15 protein-coding genes are annotated in these 19436 nt (G+C 44.9%); 6 read left to right on the top strand and 9 right to left on the bottom strand.

The genetic code is table 11. The features are described from left to right. Window positions 1–94: 94 nt before the first annotated feature. The 5 genes from parC to QLG00_RS04530 all read right to left on the bottom strand — a co-directional run bounded on the left by parC (window position 95) and on the right by QLG00_RS04530 (window position 6836). Window positions 95–2311, bottom strand: coding sequence for a DNA topoisomerase IV subunit A (gene parC / locus QLG00_RS04510; protein ID WP_004944182.1), 2217 nt, complete (start codon window positions 2309–2311; stop codon window positions 95–97). A 154-nt stretch (window positions 2312–2465) separates the two neighbouring features. Continuing rightward, the gene (locus tag QLG00_RS04515) at window positions 2466–3785 is read right to left on the bottom strand and encodes an MFS transporter (protein WP_004932126.1); all 1320 of its coding nucleotides are present in this window, start codon (window positions 3783–3785) and stop codon (window positions 2466–2468) included. A gap of 233 nt (window positions 3786–4018) precedes the next feature. After that, on the bottom strand, window positions 4019–4663 hold the full coding sequence (locus QLG00_RS04520; RefSeq protein WP_076033362.1) for a trimeric intracellular cation channel family protein: 645 nt from the start codon (window positions 4661–4663) through the stop codon (window positions 4019–4021). Window positions 4664–4709: 46 nt separating this feature from the next. After that, window positions 4710–5180: a YchJ family protein gene (locus QLG00_RS04525; protein WP_119690442.1), complete on the bottom strand. Its 471-nt coding sequence runs from the start codon at window positions 5178–5180 to the stop codon at window positions 4710–4712. A 60-nt stretch (window positions 5181–5240) separates the two neighbouring features. Continuing rightward, window positions 5241–6836 (bottom strand): TerC family protein, encoded by a 1596-nt coding sequence (locus QLG00_RS04530; RefSeq protein WP_149930934.1) that lies wholly within the window; start codon window positions 6834–6836, stop codon window positions 5241–5243. A gap of 340 nt (window positions 6837–7176) precedes the next feature. On the opposite strand from QLG00_RS04530, the gene QLG00_RS04535 reads away from it, so the two are divergent. From QLG00_RS04535 to QLG00_RS04560, 6 genes are all read left to right on the top strand, one after another. Continuing rightward, window positions 7177–7794: a TIGR00730 family Rossman fold protein gene (locus QLG00_RS04535; protein ID WP_282470569.1), complete on the top strand. Its 618-nt coding sequence runs from the start codon at window positions 7177–7179 to the stop codon at window positions 7792–7794. Window positions 7795–7921: 127 nt separating this feature from the next. Beyond that, window positions 7922–9313, top strand: coding sequence for a multidrug transporter subunit MdtD (gene mdtD, locus QLG00_RS04540; RefSeq protein WP_282470570.1), 1392 nt, complete (start codon window positions 7922–7924; stop codon window positions 9311–9313). Window positions 9314–9381: 68 nt separating this feature from the next. Continuing rightward, entirely contained in the window at window positions 9382–10128 is a 747-nt protein-coding gene (locus QLG00_RS04545; protein ID WP_282470571.1) for a GH25 family lysozyme, read from the top strand. A 10-nt stretch (window positions 10129–10138) separates the two neighbouring features. Then, window positions 10139–11194, top strand: a complete 1056-nt coding sequence (gene dinB, locus QLG00_RS04550) for a DNA polymerase IV (protein WP_282470572.1) — start codon at window positions 10139–10141, stop codon at window positions 11192–11194. A 222-nt stretch (window positions 11195–11416) separates the two neighbouring features. Beyond that, on the top strand, window positions 11417–12754 hold the full coding sequence (gene shiA, locus QLG00_RS04555) for a shikimate transporter (RefSeq protein WP_004944192.1): 1338 nt from the start codon (window positions 11417–11419) through the stop codon (window positions 12752–12754). Continuing rightward, window positions 12755–13108 (top strand): RidA family protein, encoded by a 354-nt coding sequence (locus QLG00_RS04560; RefSeq protein WP_004932099.1) that lies wholly within the window; start codon window positions 12755–12757, stop codon window positions 13106–13108. On the opposite strand, the gene QLG00_RS04565 is transcribed toward QLG00_RS04560, so the two are convergent. From QLG00_RS04565 to QLG00_RS04580, 4 genes are all read right to left on the bottom strand, one after another. After that, a complete protein-coding gene (locus QLG00_RS04565) occupies window positions 13109–13627 on the bottom strand; it encodes a DUF2726 domain-containing protein (protein ID WP_004932097.1) in 519 nt (172 codons plus the stop codon). It lies immediately after the preceding gene. 392 nt (window positions 13628–14019) lie between these two features. Further along, entirely contained in the window at window positions 14020–16404 is a 2385-nt protein-coding gene (locus QLG00_RS04570; RefSeq protein WP_151791873.1) for a YgiQ family radical SAM protein, read from the bottom strand. A 208-nt stretch (window positions 16405–16612) separates the two neighbouring features. Beyond that, window positions 16613–17872, bottom strand: a complete 1260-nt coding sequence (locus QLG00_RS04575; protein ID WP_282470573.1) for an esterase-like activity of phytase family protein — start codon at window positions 17870–17872, stop codon at window positions 16613–16615. Window positions 17873–18082: 210 nt separating this feature from the next. Continuing rightward, window positions 18083–19222: a glycerophosphodiester phosphodiesterase gene (locus tag QLG00_RS04580; protein ID WP_282470574.1), complete on the bottom strand. Its 1140-nt coding sequence runs from the start codon at window positions 19220–19222 to the stop codon at window positions 18083–18085. Window positions 19223–19436: the final 214 nt, after the last annotated feature.

Genomic DNA, 19436 nt, shown 5'->3' on the forward strand with positions numbered 1-19436 from the left:
ATCGCGCTTTTTTTAGTTGCTGTTGCCCGATCATGTCATCCCTAATACCTCTACATCAGCATATATAACGTATTCGGGATGACGGATGCGAGCATTATCTCTGAATCAACAGTCTATTTGCTTTTTGATATCCTCGTGGTAAGAGTTGACCTTTCGATGCACGCTTACCGATGTATTTCTGAAGATCATCACCTTTTATTTTTAAATGCTGTTGACCCGCATCCACCTGAATTATTTCATTTAAGTTGAGTAATGTCATGGACAAAATTTGTTCTTTGTCTTCAAGTTGTATCAACTTATTACCCTTGCCTTTATTTAAAGTTGGTAATTCTGACAGATCAATAATCAGTAATCGGCCCGCCGAACTCAAAATTGCCACATGGGTAGAGGCCTGCAATGAAAGCAAAGGCAAGGCCGTCGCTTTTTCGGGAAGGCTCAAAAAGGCTTTACCGGCTTTGGCACTGGTATCGAGGTGTTTGGCTTGCGTTTTAAACCCGTATCCTGCGCTACTGACGGCCAGCAACTCGCTGTCATCGTCACCGATCAGTACCTGAATAAACGACACGCCATTGGCTGGCGAAAGCTTCGAACTCAGTGGCTCGCCAAGCCCTCGTGCCGATGGTAATGCATTGATTGCCAATGCATAGCTTCGACCTGTTTCGTCCAGCACATATACACGCTGGTTGGTTTTACCTACTGCATGACTCTGGTACTGATCTCCCGCACGATAATTGAGATTCTCTGCATCGACTTCGCCTTTGGCAGCGCGAATCCATCCCGCTTCGGACAACACCACCGTCACGGTTTCTGCTGGAATTAAATCATGTTCTTTGATCTGTACCGCTTCTTCACGCTCAACAATTGGAGCGCGACGATCATCACCAAATTTTTTGGCATCTTCTTTTAGTTCATTAATGATCAGTGTTTTTAACGATTCAGGATTCTCAAGTTGTTCACGAATAATTGCAGCACGTGCAGCCAGCTCATCTTGCTCACGGCGAATTTCCATCTCCTCAAGCTTGGCCAAATGGCGAAGTTTAAGTTCTAAAATGGCTTCAGCCTGAATCTCATCGATATTAAAGTGCTGCATCAACACCGGCTTAGGCTGATCTTCTTCACGAATGATCTTGATCACGGTATCGATATCCAAATACGCAATCAATAGCCCGGCTAAAATGTGTAACCGCTTTTCAATTTTATTTAAATGATACTGTAAACGGCGAGTGACCGTCGCTTTACGAATGTCGATCCATTCAAGCAAGATGCGTCGAATCGATTTCACCTGCGGTCGCCCGTCGGCACCAATCATGTTGAGATTGACCCGATAACTGCTTTCAAGATCGGTGGTCGCAAATAAATGACTCATTACTGCGGCAGCATCTACACGATTTGAGCGCAGCACAATCACCAAGCGCGTCGGGTTACGATGATCTGATTCATCACGGACATCACTGACCAGTGGCAGTTTTTTGGCCTGCATTTGATCGGCAATTTGCGTGATCACTTTTGACCCTGACACCTGATATGGCAGCTCGGTAATAATAATCTCGTTTTTATCGACACTGTACACCGCACGTACACGATAACTGCCACGACCGGTACTCTGGATTTTAAGCAGCTCGTCTTTTGACGTAATAATTTCTGCTTTGGTCGGTAAATCTGGCCCCGGAATGAACTCCGCCAGTTTTTGCTCAGATAGTTCAGGATTACGAATCAGCGCAATCGTACCTTTTACTACTTCACGCAAATTATGCGGTGGAATATCGGTCGCCATACCGACCGCAATGCCTGTGGTGCCATTGAGTAAAATATTGGGAACACGCGCTGGCAAGTTAATCGGTTCTTTGAGTGATCCGTCAAAGTTATCTTGCCAATCGACCGTTCCCTGACCCAGTTCACTCAGTAGCAATTCGCTATACGCCGACAGTTTGGCTTCGGTATATCGCATCGCAGCAAATGATTTCGGATCGTCTGGTGAGCCCCAGTTACCCTGACCTTCGACCAGCGGATAACGATAGCTAAATGGCTGAGCCATCAACACCATGGCTTCATAGCAGGCAGAGTCACCATGCGGATGATACTTACCCAGTACATCCCCTACGGTACGGGCCGATTTTTTGGGTTTCCCGGTCGATTTTAAGCCCAGTTCGCTCATGGCGTACACAATACGACGCTGTACAGGTTTTAGACCATCACTGATGTGGGGCAATGCACGATCCATAATCACGTACATGGCATAGTTCAGATATGCCTGTTCGGTAAACTCGGCAACGGAACGGTTCTCAGTCGCATGATGCGCAAGGCTGGTCATAACAACGAATCATCCTAAATAATAGTTTTGTCTTGTTTGTTATCCTATGTCGCCAGTCTTGGAGACACAAGGGTATGTCTCCAAGCAGTGCGTCAAATTATGTCTTATGATGTAAAACTAGCCAGTTTTCTAAATGAAAGCAATGCTTTTATGATTAAAGTCCAATTGACTCCAGTGTTTTTCCTTGGGTCTCTTCACCGAGCACCACAATCACCAAAGCCACAGCCAGCAATACCAGCGTGAACATCATAAAGACTTGATGAAATCCGTCGTGTCCAACCATCATATGTGTGACCACAATAGGCGCCGCAATACCGCCAATGCGGCCAATCGCAGATGCCCAGCCAGCACCAAAGGCACGAATATTGGCTGGATATTGCTCAGGCGTATAGGTATACAAAACGCCCCAAGCGCCCAAATTGAAAAAAGACATTAAACAGCCCCAGACCATCACACTGAACATACTGTCGGCTTGACCAAACAGATAGGCCGAGATAGCACAGGCCGTGATAAAACTGGCAAGCGTCGCCTTGCGGCCTAGGCGCTCAATCAACCATGCCGCACACACATAGCCCGGTAACTGCGCCAAAATCATAATCAGCACATATTCAAAAGATTGCACCACGGTATAGCCCTGCTTAACCAACAGGCTCGGTAACCAAGTAAAAATGCCATAGTATGAAAACACGATGCCAAACCAGATCAGCCAAAGCATCAGGCTTCGTCGGGCAAAGGCGCCCGACCAAAGCTGCTTAAACGAAACACGCTGCTTTTCGGCCACGGGTTTCACCACCAAATGCTCAATCACAGGTACGCCAGCTTGGCGTTCGATCTCTTGTACCAGCTCATGGGCTTCATCAATGCGTCCGCGATTGATCAGGTAAGGAATGGATTCTGGAATTTTTTTAATAATCACATAAACATAGAGTGCTGGAAGTCCACCCATTAAAAAGGCAATTTGCCAGCCAAATTTTGGTATAACGAAATATGAAACCAGTGCCGCGACCAACCAGCCCAAGCCCCAGAAACTTTCCAACAATACAATAAATCGCCCACGCACATGCGAGGGAATATATTCACTGACTAAAGTCACCGCAACCGGAAGCTGCCCCCCCAAACCGACTCCCACAATAAAACGAAATACCAACAACCATGTCAGATTGGGTGCAAAAGCGCAGGCCGCAGTGGCCAGACTATAGATCAACAATGTGGTTGCAAACATGGTTTTTCGGCCAAAACGATCTGCCAATCCACCAGAGCAGACTGCACCAATCGCCATTCCGATAAAGCCAATACTTACAATCCAGCCACTTTCGGCTGGCGTTAGTGCCCAGTCCTTGACCAAAGTGGTTAGGATAAATGCAATGATGCCGGTATCTAATGCATCAAACATCCAGCCTAATCCGACCACCCATAACAAAGTATAGTGGAACTTTCCAACCGGCAAATTTTCTATTCGTGATACTAAATCCATGATCCAAACTCAATCAGTCGCGATGCGAGACATCAGGGGAAGAAACCAGTAACTTTATTTGTGTCACTTCTTGTTGCTTTTAAGTATACCGATGTTAACAAGAGGAATGCTGAAGTTTTAAAAATTAATTTTTATTGTGATATTAATCACATTATTCTGAGTGTACTTTACTGATGACAGTAAGTTCTAGATCAAGATAGGCACACGTGGGCATGGTGTGCCAAATGCTATGGTTAATGCTTGTCGGTCGATGAAGCGGAGTCAGCGTCGTCATCCTGATAAATAAATTTGGGCATTTCCAGTCCAAAATAAATCGCAATCACACGCAGTACAAAACCAAAAATCAGCGTAAAGATCACCGTTAGCTCAAGTGACATCCCAATCTGCAGGCATAGCCAATAACAAATTACGGCCACAAACGAAATACTGGCATATAACTCACGGCGGAATACCAGCGGTACGTCATTACATAAAATGTCACGCAAAATACCACCCGAAACACCCGTTAAGACACCCGCCACAGCCGATACCACAAAGCCATGCCCCATTTGCAGGGCAATCTGACAGCCAATAATAGTAAAGCCAATCAGGCCCAAGGCATCTAACAGCAGGAAAATATTGCGCAGATGGCGCATCCATTTGGCAATTAAAATGGTGAACAAAGCAGCACAGCAGGTCAGTACCAAATACTCAGGATGCTTCACCCATGTGAGCGGATAATGGCCCAGCAAGACATCTCGCACCGAGCCTCCCCCTAATGCAGTCACACAGGCAATCAGGATGACACCGAACCAATCCATACTACGCCGACCAGCAGAAAGCGCACCAGTCATGGCTTCTGCGGTAATTGCAACAATATAAATAATCGTCAGTAACATCGCCTTCATCCGCTCAGGCTAAGAGATGGCGGTTATTCTAAGTCAGTTATAGAAATTTGGCACAACATTGTTTAAATTTTTTCTGCGAGCCACATACACATGGCTGTTTCATTGTGATGGGCATATCGAGTGTTGGATCAAGAAAATACCAGCGCCCAGCAAAATACACAAAATGCGAGATTTCATGATGCACCTGAGCCTGCTGACCATCATGATAATGCGCTTTAAACTCGACCTGCGCATGGCATTTGTCAAGTTTGGCAAGATGATGAATCACCTCAAGTTGAAGCCATGTATTGCGCTGACTCCAGTCTGCAATCGCGTCACGGTCTAGATAAGACTGCTGCCCCAAGGCGGTGGTCTGAATCAGATAATCAATCTGTTGTAATGCAAATGCACTATAGCGCGAGCGCATGAGCTGTTCTGCACTGCTTGCGTGTTGCTGCCCTTGGTGTAATGGGGCGCAACAACTCATGTAAGCACCCTGCCCACATGGACATGCCTGTATTGAAGTCATGACAATTCTCTGGATAAAAATAGCCCGATAACGGGCTATGCTTTAGGGAATGAAGCGGATTTAATCGTTACTAGAATGATGCGCAGGATCTGCCACGATATGCACTTTTTCAATTTTGTGTCCGTCCATGGTCACCACTTCAAAAATATAACCATCTGCAGCAACCTTTTGCCCGTTTTCTGGCAAACGCCCCAAATGAAACAACAAATAACCCGAAAGCGTCGAGTATTGTTCCGTTTCATCCACCAGATCGCGGTTTAACAGTAAAGATACATGGCGAATATCGGTTGAACCTTCAAGAATCAACGATCCATCATCTAGACTTTCTGCTGCGGCTTCCAGCTCATCTTCGTCAGGAAACTCCCCTGCAATCGCCTCCAAGATATCGATCGGCGTCACAATACCTTCAATCGAACCGTATTCGTTGAGTACGATGGCCATTTGTAAAGGTGCTTGGCGTAGCTGTTCCATCACCATCAGTACCTGTGCATTTTCATGCACAATCATTGGTTCACGTACGTGATGGCTAAAATTCAGTACACCCGTTTCCACATATTCGTTTAATACTTTATGTGTCAGGCAAATACCTTCAATGTTGTCGAGTTCACCACGGGCTGCGATCAGGCGCGAATGCGTCATCGAGAGCAGACGTTCTTTAAGTAACGCAGGCTCGACATCCAGATCGATCCACTCGATTTCCGGACGCGGCGTCATCACCGACTTCACCGGACGCTCTGACAACCCCAATACACCTTGTACCATCACGCTATGATACGCGCTGTTTTCTTCATCGAACATTTCGTCGGCAAAGGCTTGAGTAGCCAATACATTTTCGTTTTCTTGCTGCTGATTGTCATTATTGGTGCTGGCTGCTTTACCGCCAAGCATTTTCATGACGGCCGAAGCGGTGCGATAACGTAGATCTGTGGTCGTGACCAGCTTTTCCTGATTACGGCGCATGGTCTGGTTCATCATTTCAATCAGTACTGCAAAGCCGATCGCGGCATATAAGTAACCTTTTGGAATATGGAAACCGAAGCCTTCAACCACCAAAGAGAACCCGATCATCATCAAGAATGACAGACACAAGATCACCACAGTTGGATGTTTGTTGACAAAATCCATGAGCGGCTTAGACGCCCACAGCATAATTCCCACTGCAATAATGACGGCAATCATCATCACCGATAAATGCTTGACCATACCAACCGCAGTAATCACGCTGTCAAGCGAGAAGACGGCATCCAGCACCACAATCTGCACAATCACCATCCAGAACGTCGCGTGAACTGGGTTTTCCTCTTTCTGAAACTGCTTGCCTTCCAAGCGCTCATGCAATTCCATGGTGCCTTTAAACAGCAAAAACACCCCACCAAAGAGCAGAATAAGATCTCGGCCGGAAAAAGGATGGTCGAAAATATGAAATAAGGGTGCGGTAAGGGTAACGACCCAGGCAATTGAAGCCAGCAGGATCAGGCGCATGCCCAAAGCCAGAATCAGCCCGACAATTCGGGCAGTATTACGCTGCTCTGGCGGAAGTTTTTCTGCAAGAATGGCAATAAAAACCAGGTTATCGATACCCAGTACAATTTCGAGCACAACCAGCGTGGCCAGACCCACCCATGCAGAAGGATCAGACATCCATTCAAAAATCATTGATGCTTCTCCCCAAACGTCAATATTGGATGGATATAGTCAGGCCAAATGGCAGATCTTGCCAGACAAGATGAATGATAAAAATTGCTGAAAAAAACGAAAGCGTCAAAGCGACGACAACCACTACCCATGTTCATATATATGTTGTTAAACCGTTTTTCAGTATAGGCAAGATCAGTTGGAAATTCACCATTTTTATTGAACGGATATTGTTACCTGTTGCGGGCAATTACATGGTCATTTTGCGATCGTGTCGGGTTTTTGTGAGCCCGCGATAATTTGTCATAGTTCTTGCTTAATATTAAGCAATGCAATAACGTGATAAGGTAAAAATGAAAAGATGAATAGCGTAGTAGAAATGACCTTAGAGTTAAACAGCACAGCCAAAACAAGCCAACCCCTCATTGCCCTTTACTGCGGATCACGCGTCGGAAATAAACCCATTTACAAAGAAACTGCCATTGAACTGGCACAAGGTATTGCAGAACACGGATTTGGTATTGTCTACGGTGGTGCCAGCATTGGTCTAATGGGCCAGGTGGCAGATACCGTCCTTGAACACGGCGGAGAGGTCGTCGGTGTGATTCCAGAATTTATGCTGGATTATGAAGTCGCCCACTCTAAACTGACTGAATTACATGTGGTGCAAACCATGCATGAACGTAAAGCCATGATGGCCGAGCGTGCCGGTGCTTTTGTTGCCCTTCCGGGCGGACTGGGTACCTTTGAAGAAATTCTAGAAATTGCCACTTGGGGGCAACTCAATCAACATCAAAAGCCCATGATTTTATTCAATGTGAATGGCTTCTACGACGCTCTGATTGCACAGCTCGATCATGCAGTTACAGAAGGTTTTCTTCCTCCCCAACATCGTGCCAAACTAATTGTCTGCGACACTTTTGACGAAATTTATGGCGCTGTTAAAAATCTCAATTCACCTCACCGTTTTATGGCATAAGCGCTTTGCGGCATGTGTTGCTTGATGGCTAACTACCATTACGCAATACATGGCTTGCAGTATGACTATAGGCGTGTCTTGCATTTCATGCTAATTTTCACCTGACTTCTTTGCAACTCTTCATCTCATGAATGCCACCCCAACGCATCAACGCTTACAGCCCGAATACAAACTTCTGGTTTTGTTGGTTTCGATTGGTTTTTTTATGCAGGCGCTTGACACCACCATTGTCAACACAGCCCTTCCCGCCATGGCTCGCAGTCTCCATGAAGATCCACTTCGCATGCATGGTGTGGTGGTCGGCTATGTCTTATCTGTTGCTGCGTGTATTCCGCTCAGTGGCTGGCTGGCCGATCGTTTTGGTGTACGTAATACCTATTTTACGGCCATTATTATTTTTACACTGGCCTCACTGGGCTGTGGTCTGTCGCAAAGCTTAAATGAGCTGATTGTTTTCCGGATCATTCAAGGGATTGGTGGTGCATTATTGTTACCCGTAGGCCGATTGGCGATGCTAAAACTGATTCCACGGACACAGTTTTTATCCGCCATGAGCCTGATGAGTCTGGCTGGATTGGTTGGTCCTTTAATCGGACCGACACTCGGCGGATGGCTGGTTGAGGTCACCACGTGGCACTGGGTATTTTTAATTAATATTCCCATGGGGCTTTTGGGGCTTTTAATCACCCTCAAAGCCATGCCAAACGTTAAGGAAAAAACCGTTAAATCTTTTGATTTAAGTGGTTTTATCTTGCTGCTCGTGGCGATGGTCGGTTTATCTTTAGGAATCGAACAACTCGCCAGCAAAGAATATCCGCAATGGGTCAGCCTCAGTTTACTTGGCGCTGGCATTGGCTCGGCATTCATCTATGCTTACCATGCACATATGCATGAGAACGCGTTATTTCGCAGCACACTCTTTCATAATAAAATTTACGCCATTGGTATTTTAGGGAACTTCTTTGCCCGTTTTGGCGGTAATGCCGTCCCCTTTGTACTGCCCTTGATGTTACAGGTGGCGTTTGGTTTTGAACCTTTTTATACCGGTCTGATGATGATTCCGCTGGTTTTGGGTTCATTGTTTTCAAAACCGATTGTGCGCCCAATTATTCAGCGTCTTGGGTATCGGCGTGTATTGATTATCAATACGTTATTGGTCGGAAGCTGCATCGCAAGCTTTTCCCTGACCACGGCAGAAACACCTGAATGGCTGCGTGCCATTCACTTTTTTGTGTTCGGCACGCTCAATTCTATCCAGTTTGTTTCGATGAATACGCTTACGCTCAAAGACTTATCCCAGCAACATGCCAGTAGCGGCAATAGCTTTTTATCGATGATCATGATGCTATCTATGAGTATCGGCGTAGCCTTGGCAGGTACACTGGTCAATATTTTCAGTCAGCAGTTTGGTACACAAGACATGACCCGTACCTTTCATGCAACCTTAATCTGCCTTGGCTGTATTAATATTATTACCGCAGTGATTTTTTCTAAAATTCCGCGTAATACGCCAGTTTAACGATTCGACATGGTACAGCGTTTAACTTCTGGTTATGATGAAGCAGAGGATCGAGCCAAGATATACGCATGAAATCACGTCATATTTTTAAATCTATTTCTCCAGCTCACTGGTTAGGGCTGGGTTTTTCTGTGCTGTTGTTGATCTTGCTCTATTTTGGTTTTTTTTATAATCAGAAAGCTTCTGCACAAGATTATCCGGTAAAAGGGTTTGATGTCTCACACCATCAAGGTGAGATCAACTGGTCCAAAATTCCCGCTGATCAATTTCGTTTTGTTTATTTAAAAGCCACTGAAGGTGGCGATTACCAAGATCCCAAATTTCAAGATTATTGGTTAAAAGCGCGTGAACAACGGCTGCATGTTGGGGCCTATCATTTTTACCGGCTTTGCCGAGACGGTACGGTACAAGCAGAGAATTTTATTAAAACCGTCCCTACCAAAGCAGACGCACTTCCACCAGTGATTGACCTTGAGTATGACACGGCTTGCATCGATACATATACGCAAGAACAGTTGCTAAAGGAAATCCAGATCATGCACGATCGGCTTAAGGCCCACTACGGTAAGCAGCCAATTTTTTATGTCTCAACCCGTTTTTATCATATTGTGCTGATGGGACATTTTAAAAAAACGCCACTATGGATTCGCGAGTATGATCAAAAGCCCGAGCTTAAAGACCAGCGTGAATGGGTGTTCTGGCAATACAGCCGCAAAGGCAAAATCAAGGGCATTGAAAAACCAGTCGATCTGAATGTCTATGCAGGCTCCTTAAAAGAATGGCGTGATTTTGTCGCGCCTACCGTAAAGCAGTAGGCAGACCAGCATGCGAAAAATTATTCACATCGATATGGATGCCTTTTATGCGTCGGTAGAACTGCGTGAGCGACCAGAGCTGCAACACTTGCCCGTGGTGATTTCCTCACATCATCCGCGCGCAGTAATTGCCGCAGCATCGTATCCTGCACGACGTTACGGATTACGCTCGGCCATGCCAATGGGTCAGGCCCGTAAACTCTGTCCAGATCTGATCGTGATTGAGCCAAACTTTGAAAAGTATCGAGCGGCTTCACAACAGATTCATCATGTTTTTCAGCAATATACTTCGCTCATCGAACCCCTTTCCCTAGATGAAGCCTATCTGGATGTAACCGAAAATCTCAAGCAATTGCCCAGCGCCACCGATGTCGCCATTCATATTCGTCAGGATATCTGGAATCTGACGCATCTCACTGCATCTGCTGGTGTCGCACCGAATAAGTTTTTGGCCAAAATTGCATCTGACTGGAATAAACCGAATGGCTTATGTGTGATCAAACCCCATCAGGTTATGGACTTTATTCGCGATCTACCACTAAAAAAAATTCCGGGCGTTGGGCGCGTCACCCAAGCCAAACTACAGCAATTAAAACTCGAAACACTGGGTGATTTACAGCATATCGATGAAGCCGTACTGATTCATCATTTTGGAAAATATGGCAAGCAACTGTATCTGTATGCGCAGGGAATAGACCATCGCGTGGTTCAAAGCGAGCGTGTGCGCCAGCAAATTTCCAAGGAAACCACCTTCGATCAAAATTTGTATCTCAGTGAATGTGACATCTACTGGCGACTATTGGCTGAAAAAGTCTGGCTATCGTTGCAACACAAACAATTACAGGCACGTGGTATCAGTATCAAGCTCAAAACACCAGATTTTCAGATCTTCCAGCACAGTAAAAGCTTTAAACGCGCCTTGGCGTCGCTTGAAGAATTTCAGCATGCTCTGGGTGTGTTATTGACCGAAATGCAGCTACAGCCCGCTGCACAATATCGCCTGATTGGAGTGGGCGTGTATCAGCTAGGACCTCGTGAGAGCGATTCACAGCTTTCATTTTGGTAAGCAGTCAAATTTGATCAAAAAAATAAAACGGTCTTTGAAAAGTTGTTTCACTTTCTGGCTATTTTGGAGTACTCTTAGGCTCGCAAATGCATTTACCCATGTATCTGCTGCAATGTATACGGGACACCTTTACCCTATACATTATGTCCTGCGATTGGCGTGACGACCAAATCCGAATGTTGCAGGGCATCCGTTCTGAACGCATGGGATTCTCAAGTATCAATGGCTTCAAATCTAGCATCTTCTTCTTCCCACGAAAAACGCGCACGCAAAGCCGCTCTGAGTAGTTTTATCGGTGCCGTTGTCGATTGGTATGATTTCTTATTGTATGGCATTGTTGCCGCACTGATTTTCAATCAGCAATTTTTTCCAAGTATTAGCCCTGCAATGGGTACCCTCGCTGCTTTTGCAACGTTTGGGGTGGGTTTCTTGTTTCGTCCGTTAGGTGGTGTGGTGTTTGGCCATTTTGGCGACCGCATCGGGCGTAAAAAAATGCTGTTTTTAACCGTTTTCCTGATGGGCACGGCCACAGTACTAATTGGATTATTACCCAACTTTGAGGCCATCGGCTGGTGGGCACCCGTTCTTCTGGTGCTACTACGTGCAATTCAAGGTTTTGCTGTTGGTGGTGAATGGGGTGGCGCAGCCTTGATGGCTGTTGAAAATGCACCGCAGGATCGAAAGGCATTTTACAGCAGTGGTGTTCAAATCGGATATGGCGTCGGCTTAATGCTCGCCACTGGTAGTGTTTCGGGCATTATTTATGTATTTGGACAAGAGGCTTTTGCCGACTGGGCATGGCGTATTCCCTTTATCGCCAGTGTGATCTTGGTTCTCTGTGCCTTATGGGTTCGCGGCGGACAAGAAGAATCACAAGAATTTATTCAAGAAGTTGCAAAAACCAAGACCCAAACAACCAAAATTCCGCTATTTGAAGCGGTGCGTCAAAATCCTAAAGCGTTCTTTTATATTATTGCACTGCGTTTGGCCGAGCTACTGACCATGTATTTGGTCACAACCTTCGCGCTCAACTACTCCACTAAAAATCTAGGGATGTCTTCAAGCTTATTTCTAAATATTGGCTTGATGGTCGGTGCGATTAGCTGTCTGACCATTCCCTTTTTCGCACATATTTCCGACCGCTTTGGCCGTCGCCGGATGTGTGTGATAGGCGGTTTAATCGGGGCCATCTGTGCATTTCCTTTCTTTTTGGCACTTGAAAGTGGCTCTACGCTCTGGATCGTGATTTTCGCGATTTTGCTGGCCAATCTTTCACACGATATGGTGGTCAGTGTTCATCAGCCTATTTTTACCGAGCTCTTTGGCGCATCATATCGTTATAGCGGTGCAGGTGTAGGCTATCAGGTCGCCAGTATTGTAGGGGGCGGATTCACCCCATTCATCGCAACAGGATTGATTACGCTGGGTAACGGGCATTGGCACTATGTGGCATTTTATTTAACCTTGGGATGTTTATTAACTGCGTGTGTTGCAGCACGAATGAAAGCACAAGTACAATCGGCAGATCTTTCTTCTGGTTATCCCCATACAGGAAAATAAATGACCGTACAACGATTGCACGTCGAAAAGCGCTTCTCAGAAATCGCGATTGCTGGAAATCTGGTTCATCTTGCAGGTCAGTTGGCTAGCGATACGAATCTTGATATCACAGGTCAAACCCAGCAAACGCTGGATATTATCGATCGCTTTTTGGCAGATGCAGGTACAGACAAGCGCCATATTCTCTCTGTGATGATTTTCTTAAAAGATATTGAGCGCGATTATGCTGCAATGAACGCTGTCTGGGACGCTTGGTGTGCAGACATGCAAGCCCTACCGCGCACATGTGTGGAAGCCAAAATGTATCATCCTGACGTATTGGTCGAAATGACCGTAACTGCCGTTAAGCCTTAATCAGCTTTTTGCAAAGATGCTGTATTTGACCAGTCGTTCACTGGGTTCACTGGTCATCACATAGCTCATTTCATTTGCTGCCTTGGCTGGATACACATCGCGACGCAGTGCTGCCAATTGCGGCACTTGCGTGTAATGTAAAATCCGATAACCTGCCGATTGCAGCAGTTGCTCTTTATAACTGTCGTGCTGAGTGCGGCGGACGTGCAAAGGGTCGGAAAAATCAATCACCGCCAACACATGATACTGATGATCTAAAATCACAAAGTCGGCCACCATATTTTGGTATTTATAACGTGTCCGCGGTAATTTCGTGGTGATCAGGGCATCGAAAGACACTCGAGCCAATACCGTCAGTTCTGGCAATGCCTCTTTAAGACGATTGAAAAATAGTTGTTCATGCGCACTAAATACGGCACGCTGTTTCAGTACACTGTCATTTTTTTGTTTCCGCTGTAGCCCCTTCAGACTGGCAAAAACAAACAGGGCAAAAATACCCACAATCAAGAACCAATACATGTATCTCATTCCTTTTATCTATTTTTATAGTTTCGGTTTACAGCCGAATTTTAAATCTTGACCCAATTTTTTATCATCATGGTCAAACGCTTCCATCGCATGTGTTTAACTTAAAGTGTTCTCCTGCCTTTGGCAAGTACGACCTTCGGACAAATGCTGCTTTATCAGGCCAATGTTTGAATCACTTTCATGTGATGCGTGGTATATCTCACTTTAATTCATCTCATAAAAACTGTTATCTTCAAATCAGTTAACGCTTACGGTTACATCTATGACATGATCAATTGCTGGGCCAAAGTGCAATGGGAATATCTTCCTTTTTTTATGTATAAGTTTTGCGACTTGAGCCAGATAAAAAAGCGCCTCTCTCAGGAAGCGCTTTTTTATAGATCTTATCGGTGTGACTTACTGCGTGGCTTGGAGCGCTGTGACTTCGAATCGGATGACTGCCGATCTTTGGTTTCACGTGGAGGCAAGCCCGTGTGCTGCGTCAGGATTTGACCTTTTTGCGGTCTTTTCTGGCCTTGAGAGGCAGGATGCTGAGCACTTCGTTTAACCGAATCACCTGCTGCAGTCGAGTTTTTCTTACGCGCTGATTTGTATTCACCTTCTGTGCCCTTCGGCTGATAGGTTGGAATCAAATGCTGCTTAGAGTTACCAATCAAGTCGGCACGGCCCATTTCTTTTAATGCTTCACGCAGCATTGGCCAGTTATTTGGATCATGGTAACGCAAGAATGCTTTATGCAAACGACGACGTTTTTCACCTTTCACGATATCGACATTTTCAGTATAGCGTGCCACTTTGGCCAACGGGTTTTTGCCCGAATAGTACATGGTGGTGGCGGTGGCCATTGGCGATGGATAGAAAGTCTGCACCTGATCGGCACGGAAACCATTTTTCTTCAGCCAAATTGCCAAATGCATCATGTCGTAATCCGAAGTACCCGGATGCGCCGCAATAAAATACGGAATCAGGTATTGTTCTTTGCCTGCTTCTTTACTAAAGCGCTCAAACATTTGCTTAAAGCGGTCATAGGTTCCGATGCCCGGCTTCATCATTTTTGATAAAGGCCCTTGCTCGGTATGCTCTGGCGCAATTTTTAAGTAACCGCCCACATGATGCTGTACCAATTCTTTGACGTATTCAGGGTTCAAAACTGCCAAGTCATAACGCAGGCCTGATCCAATCAGAATTTTTTTCACGCCCTTGATCTGGCGGGCTTTACGGTATAACTGTACCAAAGGTGCATGATCGGTATGCAAATTCTGACAAACGCCCGGATAAACACACGACGGTTTACGGCAGTTCTTTTCAATTTCTGGATCTTTACAATGCAAACGGTACATGTTTGCCGTTGGGCCACCCAAATCCGAAATGATCCCGGTAAACTGCGGCGCAGTATCCCGAATTTTTTCAATTTCACGTAAGATCGAGTCTTCAGAACGGTTCTGGATAATCCGTCCCTCATGCTCGGTAATCGAACAGAAGGTACAACCACCAAAGCAGCCACGCATGATATTGACCGAAAATTTGATCATATCAAACGCTGGAAAACGTGCATTTCCATAAGATGGATGCGGTAAGCGAGCATACGGCAAGTCAAACACATAATCCATTTCTTCCGTAGTAAGCGGAATTGGCGGTGGATTAATCCAGACATCACGCTCGCCATGACGTTGCACCAAGGCACGGGCATTCCCCGGATTGGTTTCTAAATGCAAGATACGGTTGGCATGCGCATACAGCACCTGATCGTTGGCGACTTCTTCAAAAGAAGGCAGACGAATTACAGCCAGTTCACGTGGCGGTAATTTATGCTTGATTGCTTTCGATGCAGCAGGCTGGAGCTGCACAATTTGCGTATCTGGGTCGAGTTGATCACCTTCACGAATAATCGGATTCGCAACAATTTCTTTTTGAAAATTCTGATACTGGGCCAGTGAATTGCCTTTTTCTTTTTCGACTTCACAGCCGTCGATATCTTCCGTCATCACATAAGGGTTGATAATCGGATCGACTCGGCCAATGGTGTCGACATCGTTACTGGCAATCTCAACAAATTTTGCTTTCGCAGCTTTATTGTGTTTATTGATAATAAATGCAGTACCACGCACATCATTGATGTCATGAACTTTTTCACCTTTTGCCAAACGGTGCATCACTTCAATCACTGCACGTTCACCATTCCCATACATCAGTAAATCGGCTTTAGAGTCCATGAGAATGGAGCGACGAACTTTGTCCGACCAGTAATCATAATGCGCGATACGACGTAAGCTTCCTTCAATTCCGCCAAGTAAAACCGGAACATCCGGAAAGGCTTCACGGCAGCGCTGACAGTACACCGTTGCCGCACGATCTGGACGCTTATTCGGCGCATTATCCGGTGAATAAGCATCATCCGAGCGGATTTTTCGATCTGCCGTATAACGGTTGATCATCGAATCCATATTACCGGCAGTCACGCCCCAAGCAATGGTCGGCTTACCCAAAACACGAAAGCTCTCGACATTGGTCCAATCGGGTTGTGCGATAATCCCGACACGAAACCCTTGTGCTTCGAGTACACGACCGATCACACCCGATACAAATGACGGATGGTCGATATAGGCATCGCCACAGACCAAAATAAAATCGCAGGCATCCCAGCCAAGTTGGTCCATTTCCTCGCGTGACATCGGCAAAAATGGCGCAGGTTCAAAACACGACGCCCAATATTTGTCGTAATCAAACAGCGCTTTTGGCGCGGTCTGCATGGTATAGGCTGTAGACATAGCTTGCGATTCTCGGCTTGCTGAAGTGATGGGATAACATCAAAGATGAAAGCCGAGCATTTTAACATGAATACCCTTCACTTTTCAGAATTATAAAAATTGTGGAAACAATGACATAACAATTAAATTGTATAAAGTTTAGACAGTTTTCAATTATGTTGCCAACTCGCGTGGCAACATACGATTCTTCTCGATACTGACTCTGTATTTAAAACAGTGCTTTGGGTAGTTTGATCTGAATGATTTCATTATCATCGGCAAGTTTGGCATTGCGACCAGATGATCCCGGAAAATTATTGTCATTAATGACGGTAAGTGTATTGCCATTTTCAATCACAATATCTTCAATGGTTTCAAACGGAAACGCAAAATTTTGTCCCGTGCCGAGATCACCGTTTCGTGCAGTGGCATACAATAAATCAGGATTAGCAATCTGCATCAAATCGACTAAATCCTCACGATTAACCAGTTGGCCCGACGCATTAAGTTGAATGCGGATCAATTTTTTATAACCGCCTAAATTATTCTGGGTGGCATCGCGCTCGATAATAATACCTTGTTTGTCATTAAACAGTTGAAAGTCACCGATATTGGTGGCTTTGCTATCCAGTGCAAACCAGTAATACTGACCCGTATAAGCTTTTTTCTTGAGATCAAATTGTGAAATCAACAGATGGCGCTCGCTGTCATGCAAAGATTTGATCGGTTTTTCGATCAATGGATACAAATACTGCCCATCAGGTGAAATGGCCATGCCTTCAAAGCCGCCACTTTGCTGAACCAATGGTTCGACATAATTGATTTGAGCTTTATTCCATTGATTTTGAGGCGAGCGTAATTCTTGCGCTGGATTCAAAGGATGAGGTAATGGAATAGGTGCATCTAGCAACACCCCTTCTGCTGAAAAATGCAGTAAATATGGACCAAACTCATCACCGATCCAATACGTTCCATCAGGCGCGCGCTGCATCGATTCTGGATCGAAATCTGCACCTGTCAATAATCGTTCAGCACTATTGGCATTAACAATATCAAACGGAACGCGCTTGTTTGGATCGCGCAGCTGAATAAAGCTTTGTACTATTACAGTGCCAGAGCCTTGGCTTTTGGTTTTAAAATCAGGACTCAGTTTATAAATTCTGAGTAGAAAATCGGCAGAATTATCTTGCGTCCCGAAACCGTTATCCGCCATAACCATATAGCTGCCATCTTTGTTTTTTAAGGCTGCGGAAAACCCTTGTACAGGCTGTCCTTTAAAAGGCGGATAAATACCATTGGCACCTTTTACGGCCTTGCCCGAATCTGGCCCGCTGGCATAGGTGTCTACAGGAAGTTTAGCAAAGGCCACCAAGGTCGGTTGACTGATCGAATCATTCAAGCTGGGCTGCGATGCATCATGCTCATCGTTACATCCAGCTAAACCCATCAATGCGCCACACAGCATCGCCAATACCGTTTTATTTTTCATGAAATAAGATCTAGAATTAAAATTTAGCTCATTAAATCAGCTGAATGTGAAGTTTTGACTTCAACGGTATGACATCTTGATGTTCAATCTACCTAAACCAGTGTGATAAAGAACCAGAGCGGGTTTCAGCTCCCTTCTCTCTGGTTATTTACACTAAATAAAACGATTGTATTGTTATATTGAGCTACACATAGTTCGCTTTTAACATCATTATTTTGACTGGACTGCTGTATATTCTGTAATGGCTTGTCGGCCAATAGCAGGGTCGTCCGTAAAAATACCATCTACGCCAGCTTGAAAATAAAGCTTCATTTCCTTGATCGATCCAGATGCACATCGCTCATCTAAGCGCGCACTGCATCGTAAGGATTGTGGTAAGAAATTGTTTTCAGGACGAAAGGTATAGGGGTGCACTTTTAGTCCAGCCAAATGCGCATCGGTTACAAAGGCTGTGGTTTGTGTCATATCGGTATTTTTAAAGATATAGGATTTCGCTGGGCCTACACCATTGGCATATTGGGCGACATCTTTTAAACCCTGAGCCGTTGCCATGTCGGCATAAGTGGTTTTCGCGCCCTTTGCGACGGCATCGGCAGGTTGACTCGAAGATGAATCATAGAGTTGAATCAATTGTGCACGTTGCACACTTTTCAGTGCGGCCAACTGCTGTTTAAGATATTTTAAATTTTCAACTTCAAAAGACTGTAAATATATCGGTGCGATTTTTTGCGAATACTCATACTTTGCTAAAGTCTTGAGAAGAGGATCTTCAAGAGATAAATTTAACGTCTTAAAGTAAGTCGGATGCTTGGTTTCAATATATAAACCAATCACTTTGCCTGTTTTTTTATAATGCTGATTGGCCAGATCAATAATTTCATCTAAAGTCGGTACGTTGTACAAATCATTGAACTGTGTATTGGCAGGGCGGTACTGTGGAATACGTTCGCGCGCTTTGAGTTGCTGCAATTCTTTTAAGGTGAAATCTTCAGTAAACCAACCGGTTATTGATACACCATCGATCACTTTAGTGGTTTTTCGATTAGCAAATTCAGGTAGAGTCGCTACATTGGTCGTGCCGCTGATTTCATTTTCATGACGTGCAACCAGTACCCCATCTTTGGTAGAAACCAAATCTGGTTCAATAAAGTCAGCGCCATCATCAATGGCTTTTTGATATGAAGCAAGCGTATGTTCAGGACGTAATGCACTAGCACCGCGATGTCCAATCAATAAAATTTTAGGTTCTTGAACACTGGTATTTGGAGAAGCTGCCAAATCATCATGATTATGGTCATTACACCCACTCAGTGCAATCAAACTCATGCACCAAAAGACTTTTTTTAACATATTGTCGCTCTAATTTTTTAATTTGAGATCAAAGTTTGGACTAAAAACTTGTCAACGACATGACAAAAGCGTTAAAAAATAGAGAGTTTCTGGATTATAAAGCTGATTTTTACATGCATTTTTCCACTTATTTTTAAGCATAAAAAAGCCCCCTTAACGTATGTTAAGGGGGCTTTCGTATTTAAAAGCTGGCGATGACTTACTCTCACATGGC

This window comes from Acinetobacter sp. V89_7, assembly GCF_029967895.1.
Lineage (GTDB): Bacteria > Pseudomonadota > Gammaproteobacteria > Pseudomonadales > Moraxellaceae > Acinetobacter > Acinetobacter soli.

Excerpts from the sequence above, each read along its gene's own strand:
- QLG00_RS04575 (WP_282470573.1), bottom strand. The coding sequence starts at position 17,872 with ATGAAAAATAAAACGGTATTGGCGATGCTGTGTGGCGCATTGATGGGT.
- QLG00_RS04525 (WP_119690442.1), bottom strand. The coding sequence starts at position 5,180 with ATGACTTCAATACAGGCATGTCCATGTGGGCAGGGTGCTTACATGAGT.
- shiA (WP_004944192.1), top strand. The coding sequence starts at position 11,417 with ATGGCTTCAAATCTAGCATCTTCTTCTTCCCACGAAAAACGCGCACGC.
- QLG00_RS04580 (WP_282470574.1), bottom strand. The coding sequence starts at position 19,222 with ATGTTAAAAAAAGTCTTTTGGTGCATGAGTTTGATTGCACTGAGTGGG.
- QLG00_RS04515 (WP_004932126.1), bottom strand. The coding sequence starts at position 3,785 with ATGGATTTAGTATCACGAATAGAAAATTTGCCGGTTGGAAAGTTCCAC.
- QLG00_RS04545 (WP_282470571.1), top strand. The coding sequence starts at position 9,382 with ATGAAATCACGTCATATTTTTAAATCTATTTCTCCAGCTCACTGGTTA.
- QLG00_RS04520 (WP_076033362.1), bottom strand. The coding sequence starts at position 4,663 with ATGTTACTGACGATTATTTATATTGTTGCAATTACCGCAGAAGCCATG.
- QLG00_RS04560 (WP_004932099.1), top strand. The coding sequence starts at position 12,755 with ATGACCGTACAACGATTGCACGTCGAAAAGCGCTTCTCAGAAATCGCG.
- QLG00_RS04530 (WP_149930934.1), bottom strand. The coding sequence starts at position 6,836 with ATGATTTTTGAATGGATGTCTGATCCTTCTGCATGGGTGGGTCTGGCC.
- parC (WP_004944182.1), bottom strand. The coding sequence starts at position 2,311 with ATGACCAGCCTTGCGCATCATGCGACTGAGAACCGTTCCGTTGCCGAG.
- QLG00_RS04570 (WP_151791873.1), bottom strand. The coding sequence starts at position 16,404 with ATGTCTACAGCCTATACCATGCAGACCGCGCCAAAAGCGCTGTTTGAT.
- dinB (WP_282470572.1), top strand. The coding sequence starts at position 10,139 with ATGCGAAAAATTATTCACATCGATATGGATGCCTTTTATGCGTCGGTA.
- mdtD (WP_282470570.1), top strand. The coding sequence starts at position 7,922 with ATGAATGCCACCCCAACGCATCAACGCTTACAGCCCGAATACAAACTT.
- QLG00_RS04565 (WP_004932097.1), bottom strand. The coding sequence starts at position 13,627 with ATGTATTGGTTCTTGATTGTGGGTATTTTTGCCCTGTTTGTTTTTGCC.
- QLG00_RS04535 (WP_282470569.1), top strand. The coding sequence starts at position 7,177 with ATGAATAGCGTAGTAGAAATGACCTTAGAGTTAAACAGCACAGCCAAA.